The organism is Pedobacter suwonensis, assembly GCF_044762335.1.
In the GTDB taxonomy this organism is placed as follows: domain Bacteria; phylum Bacteroidota; class Bacteroidia; order Sphingobacteriales; family Sphingobacteriaceae; genus Pedobacter.
This window is the reverse complement of sequence record NZ_JBIWEB010000008.1, coordinates 1-18,240: the sequence shown is the minus strand read 5'-3', so window position 1 is coordinate 18,240 and position 18,240 is coordinate 1. Positions and strand designations below refer to the sequence as shown.

The following is an 18,240-nucleotide window of genomic DNA, read 5'->3' as shown; positions in this document are numbered from 1 at the left end:
TATTGTTTTTTAATTAATGTATAGTTTTTTATACAATAATAGGCTATAAAACCTAAATTGAGCTGAAAAGTTTTAATCTCATCAGAAATAATCTTCAAAATATTTATTCCCGTCGGTAATGCATATTTCCTGAACATTAATTTAACTTCTAAAAACGACTTTTCATTCAGCAAACACAAGGTTAATTGTTAGTTAAAATAGTATTTATACACCCATTTTGCATATTGGTTAATTTTATTACTTTTGCGGCGCTTTTGGTTCCCGGTCTTACGCCCAGGATTAAAAGGGAATACAGTGTAAATCTGTAACTGTCCCGCAGCTGTAAGCTCCTTAACGGATTTTCAATCAATTTGCCACTGTCCCGATATGTAGGGATGGGAAGGCCGGAAAACCGGGAGTAAGTCAGAAGACCTGCCTTGAGCGATTAATTTCATAGCTTTCGGGGATTGAAGCTAGGATTGAGATATCAACGTTGTTCGTATTTTCATTTCCTTTTCTGATCTGTTGGCTGTGGGCAAAACTCACAATCAAATGAACAAAAAATTTATGCTAACTGTAGCCGGGCTAGGGCTCGCACAGTTAATGATCGGCCAGGTGGCCAATGCGCAAACTCAAGATAGTTTGCAGCTCAAAGATGTTGTCATTTCTGCAACCAAAAACGACCAGAAACAATCACAGACCGGAAAAGTGGTCACCATTATCAGCCGGGAAGTGTTGGAACGCAGTAATGGTAAATCATTGCCGGAACTGATTAGCGAACAGGCCGGAATTATTGTGGCGGGAGCAAGCAGCAACCCAGGATTAAACAAATCGATTTTTTTTAGGGGTGCAGGAAGTGCTTATTCAATAGTTTTAATTGATGGTATCGTGCAGAACGATCCTTCAGGAAATGGAGGTGCTTTCGATTTAAGGTTGATTTCTATTGATCAGATCGATCACATTGAAATTTTAAGAGGCGGTCAGTCTACCATTTATGGTTCTGATGCTGTTGCAGGGGTAATCAATATCATTACCAAAAAAGGTGGCCCAAAAGGAAATACCATTTACGGTGTGGCCAGTGCAGGCAGTTATGAAACCTATAAAGGAACCATTGGGTTAAACGGTGGCGTGGAAGGCTTTTCTTACAATATTAACTATACCCATCATAAGACGGATGGAATTTCTGAAGCAGCTAATCCAAATGGAAATACATCCGTATTTGATAAAGATGGTTTTAAAACCGACGCCCTGAATGCAAACTTCGGAATCAAATTGGATAATCATTTTTCTATAAATCCATTTGTACGTTACTATTATGGCAATTACCAGTTCGATGGAGGTGCCTTTACGGATGCGGACAATTATTCTGTTCTGAAAAACTTTGCTACTGGTACCAATGCTAAATATGAGTTTGCTACCGGTAAAGTAACGTTAAACTACAGCTTTGAAAGCACCAGGAATGATGCGCACAGCCAGTATCCAAGCCTAAATGAAGGCAGGGCATCGTTATTGGATTTATTCTACAACCAGAAATTGGGCAGTAAACTGGATTTATTGTTGGGGATAGATAACCGTGTGATGAAATTATCATCAGCCACGAATAAACCCGAAACCAATATTTTTGCTGCTTATGGATCGTTATTCTTACACGATTTAAGTGTATTTAACCTGGAAGTAGGCGGACGTTATAACAAACACGAACAATATGGCGAAAATTATACTTATTCAGTTACCCCAAGCATCAATATCATCAAGGAAATAAAACTATTCGGAACAGTTTCAACAGCATTTAAAGTACCTACGTTAAACATGCTTTTTGGTCAGTTTGGCGCTAACCTGGCTTTAAAACCAGAAAAATCTCAGAATTATGAAGCTGGAATTAACCTTAGCTTTGCAGATGATCAGTTCAGCTTACGCCTTGCTGGTTATAAACGTGATTTAACCGATGCAATCATTTATGCTTACCCTAACGGATACATAAACCAGGTAAGTCAGAAAACCAAAGGCTTTGAGATTGAACCGGCTGCTAAATTCAGTGTGTTTAATATCAACGGTTATTATGCTTATGTAGAAGGTAATGAGTTCAACTTTGTGGATAATGCCATTGCCAACTATCTTTTCCGCAGACCAAAGCATACATTTGGTATCACGGCAGGTGCACAGGCTACCCGTAATTTATATGTGAGCGCTAATTTCCGCTATTTCGGTAAACGTACTGACGGTAATTTTGCGACTTATACTGTTGATAATCTACCTGCTTATCAATTGTTAAATGCCTATGCAGAATATGCATTAGCTAAAAAACGTGTAAAACTGTTTTTCGATGCAAAAAATATCCTGAATAAAAACTACAACGAGATTATTGGTTACAATAGTTTAGGTTTCAACTTTAATACAGGGGTAATTTTTAATATACACTAATAAAATTTACATTTGCACCTTAAATAATAACCAAAATAAAATGGCTCATTTAAAATTTAATCCCCGCACTTTAATATTGCTGTTGATGATCCTTGCCATAACGGCTTTCCGTTTGCTGGTCACATTCAACTCTGATGAATTACAGTTTGCCAATTTTTCATCAATCGGAGCGGTGGCTTTGTTTGGGGGCGCCTATTTTAAAGATCACCTAAAAGCTTTCGCTTTTCCTATACTGAGTTTGTTTTTAAGCGATTTCATTTTGTCAATCACTATTTTTAGTAAATACAGTAACGGTTTTCTTTACGAAGGCTGGTATTGGACATACATTGCATTTGCTTTAATGGTGTTGGTAGGCAGAATGCTGCTTAAGAAAATAAATGTGGTAAATTTATTGGCTTCAACATTGAGCATTGTGCTAATTCACTGGTTGGTTACTGACTTAGGTGTTTGGATTAACAATCCTGCATATACCCAGGATTTAGCTGGTTACTGGAGCTGCCTGGTAAAAGCTATTCCATTCGAAATCAGATTTTTAGAAGGAACAGTAATTTATGGTGCTTTACTTTTTGGAGCTTTTGAGATCTTAAAAGCAAAATATCCGTTATTAAAATTGCAAATGCAAAAGTCATAGTAATTGATTTGGTAGCTCAGCAACCAATCGAAAAATAAACAGAAATCCTCTTTTGATTTAATTCAGAAGGGGATTTTTTTTATCTTAGATAGCTAATTGCATTTTACCTTTTACATCTTACATTAAATGAAAGTCGTTTCCTTTTTACCCGCCGCTACGAAAATGATTTATGATATGGGCCTTCAGGATTACCTGTATGGGGTAACCTTTGAATGCCCGAAAGAGGCGGCCGAACAACCGAAAATCGTAAGGTGTATTTTGGAAGGTAAAAACTATTCCAGTGTAGAAATCGACAGGATTTTTTCGGCTTCCAAAGCGCAGGGCAAAAGTCTTTATTGGGTAGACGATGCCCTTTTAGAAAGCATAGCACCCGATGTCGTTTTTACACAGGACATCTGCGAAGTTTGTAACATCGACACGGTTTGTACCGAAACGGCTGTAATGAAACTGACTAAGCAGCCAACTCTGGTTCCGCTTTCGCCAAATAATCTGCAGGATGTTTTCGAATGTGCGGTTACCATTGCCAGGGCTTTGGGAAAGGAAGAAGTTGCTTTTAGTTATCTGGCAGGTCTACAGCAGAGAACCGATCAGATTCTGGATCGGCTACGTGCAAATAAATCACCATTAAAACGGGTGATGCTGATGGAATGGATCGAACCGATCTATAATTGCGGACATTGGATTCCTTTTCAGATTGCTGCAGCCGGTGGTGTTGATATGCTTTCGAACCCTGCGGGAGACTCAATTGTTACACCATGGGAAAAAATATTAAAATACAATCCCGAGGTTCTGGTAATTGCCCCATGTGGTTTCGACCAAAAAAGAAGCCTGGAAGAAATGGCAATCCTTACATCAAAACCAAATTGGAATAATCTGGATGCAGTAAAAAACAACCAGGTTTACATTGCCGATTTTGACATGTTCACTCAGCCAAGTATTGGTACTTTGGTTGAGGGTATTGAGGCTCTAGCTTGTATGTTTCATCCTGAAATTTTTAAGGCTGATAAAAATATTGCAGATAAATTTATTAATTACGCCCGACTTGTTCGATCGTCACAATCTGTTTAATCATTATATGGGGTTAGTCGTATTAACAGGAGCAGGAATCAGTGCCGAAAGTGGATTAAAAACCTTTAGGGATGCCGACGGTTTATGGGAAGGTTATAATATATATGATGTAGCAACGCCCGAGGCCTGGGAAAGAAATCCGGAATTGGTGCAGGAATTTTATAACGAAAGAAGAAAGCAGGTTTTAGCGGCAAAGCCCAACCGTGCACACCAGTTGCTGGCCGAACTCGAAAACGAATTTGATGTTGAAATCATTACCCAGAATATCGACGATCTGCATGAAAGAGCGGGTTCAACCAAGGTTACTCACCTCCATGGCGTGATTACCCGATCGCAGTCCGACCTTAAACCTCATTTAACCTATCCCGTTACAGGTTCGGAAATAAAAATGGGCGAATTGTGCGAATTCGGGTCACAATTGCGGCCCCATGTTGTGTGGTTTGGTGAAGCTGTACCGATGATTGAGGTTGCAGCTAAAATTTGCGGGAAGGCTGATTTGTTTGTGCTGATCGGCACTTCATTAGCGGTTTATCCTGCAGCCGGACTTATCGATTTCGTACCGGGTCAAGTCAAAAAATATATCATCGATCCCAGAACCCCGGACGTGAAGCGCTATCAAAACGTGATAACCATTGAACAAAATGCGGTGAACGGAATGGAGCAGCTAAAAAGCATTTTAAAAAATGGATAAAAAAATCTGCATTTTTAACTGGAGTGGTGGTAAAGATAGTACGCTCGGATTACATTACGCTCTCCAGGATCCAACGCTCGATATCCGTTATCTGGTTACCACCGTCACAGAGCAATATAATCGAGTGTCAATGCATGGAGTAAGGGAAAATTTGCTCATTAAGCAGGCTGAAAGTATTGGCATTCCTTTATATCAGATCCGTTTGGGTGAAATGCCGGATATGGAAACTTACGACAATACCATGCGTATTCATCTGGACAAATTTAAATCAGAAGGAATTTCATATGCTATTTTCGGAGATATTTTTCTCGAAGATCTGCGTAAATACCGGGAAAGCAGGCTGTCTGAAATTGGCATGAAGGCCATATTTCCACTTTGGCATAGGGATACCAGAGCTTTGATCAGCGAATTTATCAATCTGAACTATAAAACCGTCATTGTCTGTACCCAGCATAATCTAAAAGACCTATGTGGGAAAATAATTACTGAAGACTTAATTGATCAGCTCCCGCCGGAAATTGATCCCTGTGGCGAAAACGGTGAGTTTCATACTTTTGCCTTTGAGGGCCCAATCTTTAAAGCAAAAGTTGATTTTTCCGTTGGTGAACAGGTATTCAGGACATACAATTCACCTGGAAAAACTACGTCAGTGGATAATGATTCTTGTGCCAAACCTACACTTTCAGGCTTTTGGTATGTCGATCTGGTTGACTAATTTTTTGATTTGCAAAACATTTTGGCATCATTTTTTCTTTAGTAGTGATAATTAACTAAATCATATATCACAAATGAAACTCGTGTTAGTGAGGTTAGGTAACTAAACGATGGTCATACTAAAATTAAAAATTATGAAAAGGATATTGGTAGTAATCGCATTAAGTTCTGTTATGTTTGCTTGTAATAACAAAGCAAAAGAAGAAGCTGCATTGAAACAGCAGGAAGCAGAAAAACAATTAGCCATTAAAGCCGTAAGAGATAGCTTACGCCTGGACAGCTTTAAAAAAGCTGAGGTGGCCAGGGTAGAAAAAGAGAAAGAAGCCCAACACCAGGCAGAATTAGCAGCCGCGAGAAGATCAGGTACAAGCGCGAGAAGATCATATGCTAGTTCTGGCGGAAGCTCAACCAGTGCTTATGGCGGTACGCAGCCAACTGCGAAGAAAAAAGGCTGGAGTGATGCAGCTAAGGGTGCTGTAATTGGAGGTGCTGCTGGTGCAGTTGGTGGTGCTTTAATTGATAAGAAAAAAGGAAGAGGTGCTATTATTGGTGGTTTGGTTGGTGCTGGCGGTGGTTACCTGATTGGTAGAGGTGAAGATAAAAAATCTGGACGAGTACAAAACTAAGGAGATTTCAATCATATTTGAAAGCGTTGCGATTCAAAATCGTAACGCTTTTTTTGTACACCAACAAATCATTTCTATATTGCAAAAAATAAATTCTTTATGACAGAACATACTACTTCAGATAAAGGTCAGATTCAACATTTTGTGATGTTTTGGTTAAAACCACAATTAACCAAAAACGAAATTGCCGATTTTGCTAATTTTTTCGAAAGCTTAAAGCCAATCAAATACATTAAAACATTAAGTTATGGGCTTGCGGCCAATACACCGGTACGTCCGGTTACAGATAACTCTTTTACTTATTCACTTACCATTACCTTTGCGAACATTGCAGATCATAATGCCTACCAGGAGGATAAAATACATTTAGATGCGGTAGAAAAATTTTCTGAAAACTGGTACAGGGTAGTGGTTCATGATACGGTAGTTTCTGTTTAAAACCCATGTTTTCTCTCTGTTCCAACCGATAAATCTACAGTTCAACCGCAGATAGACACAGATTTGTTGATGTATAACTTGGCTGTACCTTGAAGTCAGGTTTAGAAAAACAAAAAATCTAATGAGACAAGTACAGGTTGATTGTCATTTCGACTGAAACGCATCGAAACGGCTGCCCGTGCATGCTTCAGGCACTGCGGTCGAAAGGACGATCGGTGCTGTAGGACAATCCCAACGGTCGTCAATCCTGAACTTGTTTCAGGATCTTTAGACTAAAGTAACCGATTACCGATGGTGATAGAGGAGAGGCTTGATCAAGGCTCCGGTTACTTCATTTTACAAGTCGAGATTTTGACGGCAGTGGAAAAATTTATCAAGTAGATTTTCTCCGTTCCGTTGCACTCCAGTCGATGACCTATACATCGTTTTTTTGAAAGATTTAATGCTTATTTCAACCCAAAATCGCTAAACCTCCCATTTATTTGGTTAAATCAAATGCCAAATTATATTTTTTTAATAGACTCAAAATTCAGCATATCAATTATTTACATGAATTTATCTTAATAAAGACTGTCGATAATAACTCCGTTTAGTTGAAAAAATATATAAGAATTCAGAATATTATTTTGTGTTTTAATATAATACGCTGAATATCAGTATATTAAAGTAGTTATTTTTAATATTGATGCCTGTTGTAAGCTGCAGTAAAATCAGAACGCATCGATTTGAAGCGGGCAATAACGGTCTGGATAAATTCTTCATCAATAATTTCAAAAACATCATTTACGCCACCGCCACTCAGGTCTAGTTCAGCAAGTTTATAACTTTGCTCAAAAGTACCCTGTTCAAATTTTACAATGTATTTTTGGTTCATTGAAAAAATGGTGATCTTACATTCCGGATGCGGAAGTTCTGCTACAACTCTCATTTAGGATATATTTTATTTATAATTCAACTGATGTGCCGTTAAGTGTTCCCCAGCTATCAATAATGGAGAAACGGGCAAAAAGTTCTTCTTTGTACCATTTTCTGGCTCTGGTAAGCTTAATCACATCGGCATGGTCGAAAGTTTTATAGGCATAGTTTTTTACACTCTCCGCATCGTGCCATATCGAGAAGGTGGCCTGGTCAAAAAATGGATTTTCTCCCATACCTGCAGATAGGACAAATCCTGGTGCCGTACGCATCGCATCTGCCGCCCTTTTAATATTATGCCTGAACTCTTTTAGTCGGTTAAATTTAATTGCAGCCCTGGTGATCACAGCAATTTTCCCAGAGGAAACTTTGTATGTCTTATCAACTTTAAAAGGTTGTCTTTTCGACCATAAGCCATGACTTGTTAAAGGATTGAGTAAGATGGTAAAACTTTCAATTGCGAAAAAATTAAACCATTTCATCACTATAGAGTTGTGGTTAAAATGATCATAATCTTTACGGTCATTCCAGGTCGTTAATACAGCCCAATGCTTGTAATCCGGAGATAAGTCGACTCTCGCATCTTTGCCACTTCCCATTAATTTCCAAAAACTACACTTTTTATTTAGCCATAAGGGTAGCCTTAAAACCGCCATTCCTATAAATGCGAAGGGGATAGTTAGGCCACGGAATTTAGTAATGGTTAAGGCTACGATCATAATAAGCGGTTAAGGGATCAAAACTAAGCATTTTCAGGATAGGTTCTCATTCAAATTTTTGTCATTAAAAACTGTGCTGTCTTAAAACTCGCATTACATTATTAACTTTGAATTTATAAATTAAACAAATGGCAGAAGATTTAGTTATAACAAGAGATGCCTCTAAAGAAGCGCAGTATCAATCCATCATCCCTCAAATTAAAGCGCTATTATATGGTGAAACAGATTTTGTTGCCAATATGGCAAATGTTGCCGCTGCACTTAAAGAACAGTTTGGTTGGTTTTGGGTCGGCTTTTACCAGGTAAAAAACGATGAGCTTGTTCTTGGACCCTTTCAGGGGCCTGTTGCTTGCACAAGAATAAAAAAGGGTAAGGGCGTTTGTGGTACTTCCTGGGCTGAAGCCCAAACCATTATTGTGCCAGATGTAGAAGAATTTCCTGGCCACATTGCTTGTGCATCAGCCTCAAAATCTGAAATCGTTCTGCCGCTGATTGTTAACGGTGAAGTAATCGGAGTGCTAGATATCGATAGTGAAGTATTGAATAAGTTTGATGAAACAGATCAACTTTATTTAGAGAATGTTATTGCGATTTTATTAAACAGATAATTTAGATTAAGCATTGAAATTAAGTCCTGAATATTATCGGAATGAGGATGTAGTGAGTCTTGCGAAAGATTTACTGGGTAAGGTACTCTATACCAAAATTGGTGAAGAAATTACTGCTGGTATCATTGTAGAAACAGAGGCTTATTTCGGGGTAAAAGATAAAGCATCTCATGCATATGGCGGTCGCCGTACCCACCGCACTGAAACCATGTATGGTGAAGGCGGTGTTGCTTACGTATATCTCTGTTATGGTATGCATCATCTTTTCAATGTGGTTACTTCAGTTAAAGACGACCCGCATGCGGTTTTGATCAGGGGGATAGAACCAATTCTGGGATTAGAAATTATAGAACAGCGAAGGAATATGTCTCGTTTAAAAGGTGCTATTTCCGCCGGACCCGGTTCGGCAGCAAAGGCATTGGGGATCGATAAGACTTTTAATGCCAAAAATCTTTCCGATGAGGAAATCTGGATTGAGGACCATGGTATCTGGTATGCAGAAGAAGATATTGCAGCAACACCACGTGTTGGCATCGCCTATGCCAAAGAGCATGCATTACTACCATGGCGATTTTTTGTAAAAGGCAATAAATATGTAAGTAAACCGAATAAGGTTTAATTTATAGAAACCTTTTAAGGCGCTTGCTGTTTTTCTCTATAAACAATCAAAAACATGAAAAACGAGAAAAATATAGCCATCTTAAAAGAGATGGCAGAAAGTGTAAGAACCTGTATGTTTACTACCTTTTCTTCAAGCGATGAATTTGGAAGCAGGCCAATGGGTACTGCGAAAATTGAAGACGATGGCACCCTGTGGTTTTACACCAACGAATACTCCTTGAAATCGAAAGAAATTTCAAAAGAAAATAATGTATTGCTGGCTTATAGCGATCCTTCTAAAAATACTTATTTAACGGTAAAAGGTAAAGCTGAACTTGTAGACGATAAAGTACGTAAAGAGGCTTATTTTTCTCCATTTGTAAAAGCCTGGTTTCCTGATGGCGTTGAAGATCCGAGATTAATTCTGATAAAGGTTACCCCTGAAGAAGCAGAATACTGGGATTCATCTTCGTCAAAAATTGTGGTGTTATTCAGTATTTTGAAAGCGGTAGTTACAGGAGATACGCCAGATTTGGGTAAACATGATACCATGAAATTCTAAGAAATTTAAAAGAATTGAAAGGCAGGATTGGAAACAATACCTGCTTTTTTGTAATATTGGCTGATGAATTTCGAAAACACACTATCGTTTGCCCAATTACAGGATGAGGCTGATCAGCTTCATCACTTCAGGTCTCAGTTCTTATTTCCAAAACATAATGATAAAGATTTTATCTACCTGTGTGGCAATTCATTAGGTCTTCAGCCTAAAGTGGCGGAAGAAGTCCTGAAGGGACAACTTAGCAATTGGGCCAACTACGCCGTTGAAGGTTGGTTTGATGGAAACGAGCCCTGGATGTTCTACCACAAGGCGCTTAAAAAGTTAATGGCTCCGATTGTTGGTGCGTTACCCTCTGAGGTTTGTCCGATGAATACCCTGACTGTAAACCTTCATTTGTTAATGGTCAGCTTTTATCAGCCCAAAGGCAAACGATTTAAAATCATTATGGAGGGAGGTGCTTTTCCATCCGATCAATATGCAATAGAAAGTCAGGTGAAGTTTCATGGTTTTGATCCTAAAGAAGCGATTATAGAGGTTTTTCCTAAAGAGGGCGAGGAAATACTCCATACCGAAGATATCATAGCTAAAATCAACGAAAATGATTCTGAAATTGCTTTGGTTTTGTTTGGCGGAATAAATTACTACACAGGGCAATGGTATGATATGGAAGCCATTACCAAAGCAGGACATGAAATAGGCGCAGTAGTAGGCTGGGATCTGGCGCATGCTGCAGGTAACGTCCCTGTACAATTGCACAACTGGGATGTTGATTTTGCGTGCTGGTGTTCGTACAAATACCAGAATTCAGGTCCGGGTGGAATAAGCGGAATTTTTGTTCATGAAAAACATTTTGGCAACTCCGAACTAAACCGGTTTGCGGGATGGTGGGGCTATCAGGAAAGTAAGCGTTTTAAAATGGAAAAAGGCTTTGTTCCGGAAGCCGGGGCAGACGGGTGGCAGGTAAGCTGTACGCAGGTAATGCCGATGGCATTATATCATGCTTCACTTCAGATTTTTGAAAAAGCAGGATTCATTGAGCCCTTAAGAAAAAAAAGTATCACTTTAACTAAATATTTGGAATTTATTATAAATCAAGTAAATAAGGAATTAGGATTTGAGCAGTACAAAATTATTACGCCAAAAAATCCTATGGATAGAGGAGCGCAGTTATCCATTATTGCACAGCGCAATGGTAAAGCGATTTTTGATGGTTTAATGGCGAATCAAGTCCTTGGCGATTGGCGCGAACCTGATGTAATCCGTTTAAGTGCTGTGCCGCTTTATAATTCTTATGAAGATGTTTATTTGGCAGGGCAAGCGTTATTAAAAGTCAGTAAAGATATTTTAACGTAGAAAAGAAAAACAATGATTAACTATAACCCTAAAGACTGGAGTACGTTCATTTTCCATATCGATAAAAGTGACACTTTTAGAAAACTTTGGCCTTTAATGCTTGGCGTAGCTGTATTTTCGGGGCTGGTTGCCTATGCCGAACTGAATTACTTTCAGCTTTCTAAAACGAGCAATGTAACCAATATTGGCATGATGCATAGTTTATTGGGTTTTGTGTTGTCGCTTTTACTGGTGTTCAGAACAAATACGGCTTATGACAGGTGGTGGGAAGGCCGGAAATTGCTTGGGTCATTAACCAACGTGAGCCGTAACCTAGCTATAAAGATTAAAGCACTTAAACTGACAGATGAGGATGTTCGCTTTTTTGAATACGGCATCCCCAAATATGCTTTTGCATTAAAAGAACATTTAAGAGAAAAGATGTATTTTGGTAAGAATAGCTTGCTCATTGAAGTTGAAGAAGGTAAACACATCCCAAACCAGATAGCAGGCAGTTTAACCAACAGATTCTATGGACTGCTGGACAAGGGGGCGATTTCGCAGGAACAGTTTATTGTTCTTTCCAGTGACTTTAATCAGTTCACCGATATCTGTGGTGCCTGCGAAAGAATTAAAAATACGCCAATCCCGTTTTCTTATAGTGCATTTATTAAAAAGTTTATTTTTGTTTATGTGATTACTTTACCCTTTGGCTGGGTGTTCAGTTTAGGTTACTTTGTGGTGCCAATTGTTCCTTTTATCCTCTATGTATTAGCTAGTTTAGAGCTGATAGCTGAAGAAATAGAAAACCCCTTTGGTTACGATGCGAATGATCTTCCGGTGGATCAGATCTGTACCAATATCGAAAAACATGTAGGAGAAATTCTAGGCTAATGATCAGTATTGCCTGGCATCCGCTATACGCCCATCCTTTACCTGAGGGGCACCGTTTTCCGATGCTGAAATATGAACTGATACCGGGGCAGCTTTTACATGAGGGAACTATAACGTCTCAGAATTTATTTAGTCCAGAACCCGTTTCGGAAGAGATTATTCTCCTCTCTCATGAAAAAGCATATTGGGAACAACTGAGGGACTTAACACTTTCTGCTAAAGATCAAAGGCGGATTGGATTCCCGTTAAATGCGCAGCTTTTAGAGCGTGAGCTAAGGATTACACAGGGCACAATTGACGGAGTTCATTTCGCAATTGATAATGGTATTGCCTTTAATGTTGCAGGTGGCACCCATCATGCAGGAAGCAATTGGGGTGAGGGTTTTTGTTTGCTAAACGATCAGGCTATCGCTGCTAATTATCTGTTAAATAAAAAATTAATTAATCGTATATTAATAATTGATTTAGATGTACATCAGGGAAATGGTACGGCCGAGATTCTCCAATATGAGCCGAGGGCATTTACTTTCTCCATGCATGGCAAGAAGAATTTTCCGTTTAAAAAAGAAGTTTCAAATCTTGATGTCCCTTTAGATGATGGAATAGCTGATGATGAATACCTGTCCATATTAAATGTCAATCTGAAGAAGGCTTTTGAGATGGCCAAACCTGATTTCGTATTTTATCTATCGGGAGTGGATGTGCTTTCAACAGATAAGTTGGGTAAACTGGCTTTAAGCAAAGCAGCATGCAAAGAACGTGACAGGATGGTGCTTCAGGCCTGTAAAGATAAAAATCTGCCTTTGCAGGTAAGCATGGGCGGAGGCTACTCGGCAGATATCAAGGATATTGTAGATGCACATTGCAATACCTATCGTCTTGCTTTTGATTTATTTGGATGAGCGTTTTTGCAAAGACATAATATCATTATCTTCGCGCCTATATGTTGGAGATTATTTATCAGGACGAAAATCTAATTGCGATTAACAAACCTCATGGCCTGTTGGTGCACCAGTCTTCCATCGCCAGAGACGCGACAGAATTTGCCCTGCAATTGTTAAGAGATCAGGTAGGAAAGCATGTTAGTCCCGTACATAGGCTAGACAGAAAAACCAGCGGTATATTGTTGTTTGCTTTTGATAAGGAGTCTGAAATTGCTATGCATCAGCAATTTATGAATGCTGAAACCGATAAGAAATATTTGGCCATTCTGCGTGGTTTTACACCCGATCAGATGGAAATTGATTATCCTTTAGCCAAAGAAAACGGAACCATGCAGGAGGCTTTAACGTCATTTCATACACTTCAGAGAGCGGAGGTTGCGGTAGCTTTTGGTAAACATCCAACCTCCCGGTATTCACTGGTAGAAGCCACACCTAAAACCGGACGGATGCATCAATTGAGGAGACATTTTAGCCATATTTTACATCCGATTATTGGCGACAGGACACATGGTTGTAACAAACAGAACAAATTTTTTAAAGAACAGTGGGATATGACGACCATGTTGTTACATGCATCAGAGTTAACCTTCGTTCATCCAGCTACAAAAGAAAAAATCCATTTAAAAGCCGGTTTACATGACGAGTTTAAAAGAGTGATGGATTTCATGAAAATGGAACTTTAGCACAATTTTTAACACCAAAATCTGTTTATATAAACATCTATGATCAAATACCTACGTTTTACACTCCCAGTTTTAGTGCTTTTTGCAGCCAGTTGTTCTTCCGTATATATGCCGAACGTTCCAAATACGCCCATGTTAAGTAAACAGGGTGAATTTAGTGGTGGTGCGCACATCTCATTAAAAGGCAATGCCAGCGTTAATGGTGCTTATGCCGTTTCTGATCATATAGGCGTGCTTTTTAGCGGCTCAAGGATGAACAGTGAAAGAAAAACCAAAGATTTCGGGCACAAACTGATTGAAATCGGAGGAGGTTATTTTGATACTTTTGGACCGGATGATAACCGCATTATCGAAATTTATGCGGGTGTAGGAAAAGGTTGGAGCGATATTACATTCCGTGATTATAAAAACGATATCCTCACCAGTTCTGAACTGCAGGATGTAGATTACAGGAAAACATTTTTACAGGTAAACTACAGTTCAAAAAAGAAAAATAATTTACGTTTGTTTGGAACCGATTTTCCCATTAACTATGGCACTGCTTTAAGAATCAGCCATGTTAAAATGGACCGTTTCTTTTTAAATGGTGTAGTGCAGCCTAAAGAAGATAATATTTTCTTTGAGCCGGTATTCTTTACCCGCATGGCGCTCAGCAAAACTTTTCAGCTACAATATACCACCAGCAGTAATATTGGCTTAAAAAGCCGTAAATATATGTCTGCCGGTAATTCTATCTTTACCATTGGGGTTGTGGTAAATGTAGGAGGAAAATAGTACCAGTTGTCATTCTGAGCGCAGCGAAGAATCCGTAACCTATAAGCACTTAACACTTAGAAACGTCGTCATTGCGAGGAGGAACGACGAAGCAATCTTACCTGCAGGTAATTCCGTACGATAAAGATTGCTTCGTCGGCGAGAAAAGCTTTCTCGCAATGACGATTATATCAGCTTATGCTACTATCTAGCCGCTAACCTTTTCGTCTTACTCTGAAATCTCAAAAACAACAGGATAGAGGCTGTGAGCAAACCCAGCGTTAACCCATACCAGATTCCGTTAACGCCTAAGTCAAAATGAAAGCCCAATACATAACCGATGGGGATTCCAACTACCCAATAGGCTAAAAAGGTAATTAAGGTTGGCATGTTAACATCGCCCATGCCACGTAAAACACCTAGTCCGACCACTTGCGTGCCATCAAACAGTTGAAAAAAGCCTGCAATAATTAACAGTTGTGCGGCAATAGGAATTACTGTTGCATCTTCGGTATAGATGAAAGGCATTAGGTTGTTGGCCAGTACAAAAATAACCGCAGTGCACGACATAAAAAGCAATATTACATGATAGCTGGCAATGGCTGATTTCCGTAAATCGTTAAAATTATTTTTACCAAAGTTATTTCCTGTTTTGATAGTCGCTGCCGATGCCACACCACTGGCAATCATGTAGGTCATTGCCGCTAAACTAATCGCGATTTGGTGTGCGGCCTGTTCTATCGCTCCGATGGTACCGATTAATACCGCAGCACCGCTAAAAGCACTGATTTCGAAAGAATACTGCATGGCTACCGGCATTCCGATTTTGGCAATCTTAATTGCCCTCATTTTATCAAAAAATGTTACTTTAAAACTGGTTAGGTATTTTTTAAAATGCTTTGAGCGCAAAACGTAAAAGCACATCACGGTAGCCATCAAAATCCTGTCTATCAAAGTACTTAAACCTACACCGCTAACACCCATAGATTTGATGCCGAACATACCTTTCACGAAGATGATTCCTAAAATAATATTAAGGGCATTTCCCCAGATCGAAACAAACATGGCTTGTTTGGTAAAGCCTAAACCTTCGGCAAATTGCTTAAATGTCTGGAAAATCAACAATGGGATAATCGAAACAGATAAAAGATTGAGATAAGGTTTTGCATAGCGTACTACCTCGGGTGTCTGGTCCAGGCGATCAATAACAAAAAATATCCCCAGTTGCACCAGCACATATAATAATATGCCAACACAAATGTTGATGATCAAACTGTTTGACAAAAGCTTCCCGCATTCATCATAATGTTGCCGGCCGTTTTCCTGTGCAATAAGCGGGGTTAAACCATAGGAGATGCCCAGACCAATTACGAGAATGAGCATAAAGATACTGTTTACCAGCGAAACAGCAGCTAACTGAATGGTATCGGTAAAATGACCCACAATAATGCTATCGGCCATGTGCACCAATGTATGGCCAACCTGCGAGCCCACAATTGGCAAGGCCAAATGAAGATTTTCTTTATAATAGGGCTTATACCGGTTGTAAATTTTAGAAAACATGAGTTTGCAAAGATCGGTTTTTTAAACCTCATAAAATAGGGATGTAGAAAAGTTAATATATATTGTCCAACCTGGTGACTCAAGCACTTCGAATTTGGAAATTTAGAGAGATAGATTTTTCTTCCGAATTTTCTGGATTGTGCTTATTTACAATACTTAGCAAGCGGAATCGTCATTCCCAACTCGATTGGGAATCTTAATGCAATAAGCTTAAAGATTAAGATTCCCACCTGCGCTGGAATGGTAACTAACCTAATTAAATCAACTTATAGCCATACTTAACTACCGCACGGCCGTGAAATACTCTTCCTTTTCGGTGGTATGCGATTTGATTACGTTGGTTAAAATTAAATTAACCAGTACTTTCTGGGCCTTGCGGTACGAACTGCGCAACAGTTTGCTAAATTCTTTCAGGGTTATCTTTCCATTTTGCTCTAGGTATTCGAGCAATTTTTTTTCATTATCAGAATAGGAGATGAGCACACCATTGTTTTTGTCCTCCTGTTTAAGCACTTCAAGAATAATCCGGCTGGCTAAAACGCTTTTATCATCAATGCGGATATAAGCCCACCATTTCTTTTGATGATCAAGTGCATAGTGCGGTTTAGTATCACTTTCAGGAATTTCAACCACCAAAACCAGCTTATCATCTACGTAAATCTCTTCAAAATGAGGTTCAATAGCCGGTTTGCAGAACTGATGTGCAGCAGTTAAAATCATGTATTTCTCTTCTTCTTCAGATTTCACTCCCTTAATGGATCCGTTGTCTGCAATGCCAATTAATAATTTGCCACCTTTATTATTGGCAAAAGCAACCAAACTCTTGGCTATTTTTTCGGTACTCGTAATGGTTTTTTTGAAATCCAGCATCACGCCCTCACCCTGCAAAATTAAATTCTTAATACTCGGCATAATCTAAAAATTAGTAAGCAACTCTTGGTGTTTCGCCCTGGTGCAGGTTTCTGATGTACACTTCATTCATTACGGTTGCACACAATTCGCCTTTTTTATTGGTGATCTCCATAGGGTAGGCCTTTACAAACTTTCCAATGGTTCTTAAAGCATGCTCAGCTTCATTAAGCATGTCATCAGTTACTGTTATAGTGAAATATAAAGTAGAACGTCCGGGTTTTAAATATTGTATAGAGGCACTCTTAAGCCAAACCCGGACTTTAAATCCGCGACGCTGCATCAGCTGATCAAATAAAAGCGCGTAAAATGGATCTGTAGCTGCGTAAATAGTTCCTCCAAAAATAGAACCGTTGTAATTTTTATTCAGAAAACTCTTGCTCAGTTTAACTGTGCAGCTTCTAAAGTCATTGTCAAATTTCTGAACCCAAATGCGTTGAAAAAATAGGGGTGGATAAAAACGCATTACCCATTTAAGGGTGTTTTGAGAAATAATCATATTTACTAATATCAGAAAGTTTTATCACCTTTTAAAGTTTTACCGATCTTGTTTTAGTCATATTTTTTCTGAAATAACAGATTGCCTGCTTATGGTATCCCGATCAAGGGTTTTTGTTAAACAGCTGTTTCTATAGCAGCTTAGCTTAAGGTTAAACAGTATTTAGGGAAAGAATATACCGAAATGCATGATGATATTATCTCGAAAATTAAAAATTACAACAAGTACCGTTTGATCTTCTTCGTTAACGTTCAATAGCTGGTGTTTATTTGCGAAAATATTATCCTTTATCGGATAATATTTAAAACCAAATGATTGTAAGGTTGTTTTGGATGATAGATAACATTAAAAACTATGAAAAAGATAATTTTAAGTCTTGCTTTTGCTGGTTCTCTTATGATAGCCACATCAGCATGCAATTCGTCAAAAAACATGGCTGGTTCTTCAGACAGTACAACAACGGATTCGACAACAACGGCGCCAATGGATACAACATCCAAATCAATGCCAGACACGACAACAAAAATGCCCCCTGACACGACAAAACAAAATCCTCCTATGTAGGATCTCAAAGAGGGTGTCCAAAAAGTATGGATACCCTCTTGTTGTTTTCCCATTAATTGATTAAATTAATGGTGCTAATGAAAACAAGATCAAATTTACATTTTAAAGCCTTAACCTCCCAGCAGGT

Annotated in this window: 21 protein-coding genes and 1 riboswitch; of the genes, 15 read left to right on the top strand and 6 right to left on the bottom strand. The window is 38.8% G+C overall.

What is annotated here, in order from left to right; translation table 11 throughout:
* Nucleotides 1-238: 238 nt before the first annotated feature.
* A riboswitch (cobalamin riboswitch) is annotated at nucleotides 239-433 on the top strand.
* Nucleotides 434-531: 98 nt separating this feature from the next.
* The 7 genes from ACIQXP_RS13985 to ACIQXP_RS13955 all read left to right on the top strand — a co-directional run bounded on the left by ACIQXP_RS13985 (nucleotide 532) and on the right by ACIQXP_RS13955 (nucleotide 6,568).
* Nucleotides 532-2,400, top strand: a complete 1,869-nt coding sequence (locus ACIQXP_RS13985; RefSeq protein WP_387505742.1) for a TonB-dependent receptor plug domain-containing protein — start codon at nucleotides 532-534, stop codon at nucleotides 2,398-2,400.
* 40 nt (nucleotides 2,401-2,440) lie between these two features.
* Nucleotides 2,441-3,031, top strand: coding sequence for a DUF6580 family putative transport protein (locus ACIQXP_RS13980; RefSeq protein ID WP_387505741.1), 591 nt, complete (start codon nucleotides 2,441-2,443; stop codon nucleotides 3,029-3,031).
* A 126-nt stretch (nucleotides 3,032-3,157) separates the two neighbouring features.
* On the top strand, nucleotides 3,158-4,099 hold the full coding sequence (locus ACIQXP_RS13975; RefSeq protein ID WP_387505740.1) for an ABC transporter substrate-binding protein: 942 nt from the start codon (nucleotides 3,158-3,160) through the stop codon (nucleotides 4,097-4,099).
* A 7-nt stretch (nucleotides 4,100-4,106) separates the two neighbouring features.
* Complete coding sequence (locus tag ACIQXP_RS13970) at nucleotides 4,107-4,790, top strand: Sir2 family NAD-dependent protein deacetylase (RefSeq protein WP_387505739.1); 684 nt, start codon at nucleotides 4,107-4,109, stop codon at nucleotides 4,788-4,790.
* On the top strand, nucleotides 4,783-5,505 hold the full coding sequence (locus ACIQXP_RS13965) for a Dph6-related ATP pyrophosphatase (RefSeq protein WP_387505738.1): 723 nt from the start codon (nucleotides 4,783-4,785) through the stop codon (nucleotides 5,503-5,505). The genes ACIQXP_RS13970 and ACIQXP_RS13965 overlap by 8 nt, the downstream gene beginning before the upstream one ends.
* Nucleotides 5,506-5,638: 133 nt before the next feature.
* The gene (locus ACIQXP_RS13960) at nucleotides 5,639-6,130 is read left to right on the top strand and encodes a YMGG-like glycine zipper-containing protein (protein WP_387505737.1); all 492 of its coding nucleotides are present in this window, start codon (nucleotides 5,639-5,641) and stop codon (nucleotides 6,128-6,130) included.
* A 99-nt stretch (nucleotides 6,131-6,229) separates the two neighbouring features.
* Nucleotides 6,230-6,568, top strand: a complete 339-nt coding sequence (locus ACIQXP_RS13955; protein WP_387505736.1) for a Dabb family protein — start codon at nucleotides 6,230-6,232, stop codon at nucleotides 6,566-6,568.
* 676 nt (nucleotides 6,569-7,244) lie between these two features.
* On the opposite strand, the gene ACIQXP_RS13950 is transcribed toward ACIQXP_RS13955, so the two are convergent.
* Entirely contained in the window at nucleotides 7,245-7,496 is a 252-nt protein-coding gene (locus tag ACIQXP_RS13950; protein ID WP_090987251.1) for a hypothetical protein, read from the bottom strand.
* Between the two features lie 16 nt (nucleotides 7,497-7,512).
* Nucleotides 7,513-8,202: a DUF3291 domain-containing protein gene (locus tag ACIQXP_RS13945; protein ID WP_387505735.1), complete on the bottom strand. Its 690-nt coding sequence runs from the start codon at nucleotides 8,200-8,202 to the stop codon at nucleotides 7,513-7,515.
* A gap of 128 nt (nucleotides 8,203-8,330) precedes the next feature.
* Between ACIQXP_RS13945 and ACIQXP_RS13940 the strand changes: the two genes are divergently transcribed.
* The 8 genes from ACIQXP_RS13940 to ACIQXP_RS13905 all read left to right on the top strand — a co-directional run bounded on the left by ACIQXP_RS13940 (nucleotide 8,331) and on the right by ACIQXP_RS13905 (nucleotide 14,599).
* Complete coding sequence (locus tag ACIQXP_RS13940) at nucleotides 8,331-8,810, top strand: GAF domain-containing protein (RefSeq protein WP_293742288.1); 480 nt, start codon at nucleotides 8,331-8,333, stop codon at nucleotides 8,808-8,810.
* A gap of 13 nt (nucleotides 8,811-8,823) precedes the next feature.
* Nucleotides 8,824-9,429 carry a DNA-3-methyladenine glycosylase gene (locus ACIQXP_RS13935; protein WP_387505734.1) on the top strand — a complete coding sequence of 202 codons (606 nt, stop codon included), beginning with the start codon at nucleotides 8,824-8,826 and terminating at the stop codon, nucleotides 9,427-9,429.
* A gap of 54 nt (nucleotides 9,430-9,483) precedes the next feature.
* The gene (locus tag ACIQXP_RS13930) at nucleotides 9,484-9,972 is read left to right on the top strand and encodes a pyridoxamine 5'-phosphate oxidase family protein (protein ID WP_293742286.1); all 489 of its coding nucleotides are present in this window, start codon (nucleotides 9,484-9,486) and stop codon (nucleotides 9,970-9,972) included.
* Between the two features lie 63 nt (nucleotides 9,973-10,035).
* The gene (gene kynU, locus ACIQXP_RS13925) at nucleotides 10,036-11,325 is read left to right on the top strand and encodes a kynureninase (protein WP_387505733.1); all 1,290 of its coding nucleotides are present in this window, start codon (nucleotides 10,036-10,038) and stop codon (nucleotides 11,323-11,325) included.
* A 12-nt stretch (nucleotides 11,326-11,337) separates the two neighbouring features.
* The gene (locus ACIQXP_RS13920) at nucleotides 11,338-12,198 is read left to right on the top strand and encodes a bestrophin family protein (protein ID WP_293742284.1); all 861 of its coding nucleotides are present in this window, start codon (nucleotides 11,338-11,340) and stop codon (nucleotides 12,196-12,198) included.
* Nucleotides 12,198-13,100 carry a histone deacetylase family protein gene (locus ACIQXP_RS13915; protein ID WP_293742283.1) on the top strand — a complete coding sequence of 301 codons (903 nt, stop codon included), beginning with the start codon at nucleotides 12,198-12,200 and terminating at the stop codon, nucleotides 13,098-13,100. Before ACIQXP_RS13920 ends, ACIQXP_RS13915 begins: the two co-directional genes overlap by 1 nt.
* Before the next feature lie 41 nt (nucleotides 13,101-13,141).
* A complete protein-coding gene (locus ACIQXP_RS13910) occupies nucleotides 13,142-13,825 on the top strand; it encodes a pseudouridine synthase (RefSeq protein ID WP_387505732.1) in 684 nt (227 codons plus the stop codon).
* 39 nt (nucleotides 13,826-13,864) lie between these two features.
* Nucleotides 13,865-14,599: a hypothetical protein gene (locus ACIQXP_RS13905; RefSeq protein WP_387505731.1), complete on the top strand. Its 735-nt coding sequence runs from the start codon at nucleotides 13,865-13,867 to the stop codon at nucleotides 14,597-14,599.
* Nucleotides 14,600-14,782: 183 nt separating this feature from the next.
* On the opposite strand, the gene ACIQXP_RS13900 is transcribed toward ACIQXP_RS13905, so the two are convergent.
* From ACIQXP_RS13900 to ACIQXP_RS13885, 4 genes are all read right to left on the bottom strand, one after another.
* A complete protein-coding gene (locus tag ACIQXP_RS13900; RefSeq protein ID WP_387505730.1) occupies nucleotides 14,783-16,141 on the bottom strand; it encodes an MATE family efflux transporter in 1,359 nt (452 codons plus the stop codon).
* A 282-nt stretch (nucleotides 16,142-16,423) separates the two neighbouring features.
* Nucleotides 16,424-17,053: an AlbA family DNA-binding domain-containing protein gene (locus ACIQXP_RS13895; protein ID WP_090987228.1), complete on the bottom strand. Its 630-nt coding sequence runs from the start codon at nucleotides 17,051-17,053 to the stop codon at nucleotides 16,424-16,426.
* Nucleotides 17,054-17,063: 10 nt separating this feature from the next.
* Nucleotides 17,064-17,549: a DUF4442 domain-containing protein gene (locus tag ACIQXP_RS13890; RefSeq protein WP_145854248.1), complete on the bottom strand. Its 486-nt coding sequence runs from the start codon at nucleotides 17,547-17,549 to the stop codon at nucleotides 17,064-17,066.
* Between the two features lie 287 nt (nucleotides 17,550-17,836).
* Nucleotides 17,837-18,166, bottom strand: a complete 330-nt coding sequence (locus ACIQXP_RS13885; protein WP_400453858.1) for a hypothetical protein — start codon at nucleotides 18,164-18,166, stop codon at nucleotides 17,837-17,839.
* Nucleotides 18,167-18,240: the final 74 nt, after the last annotated feature.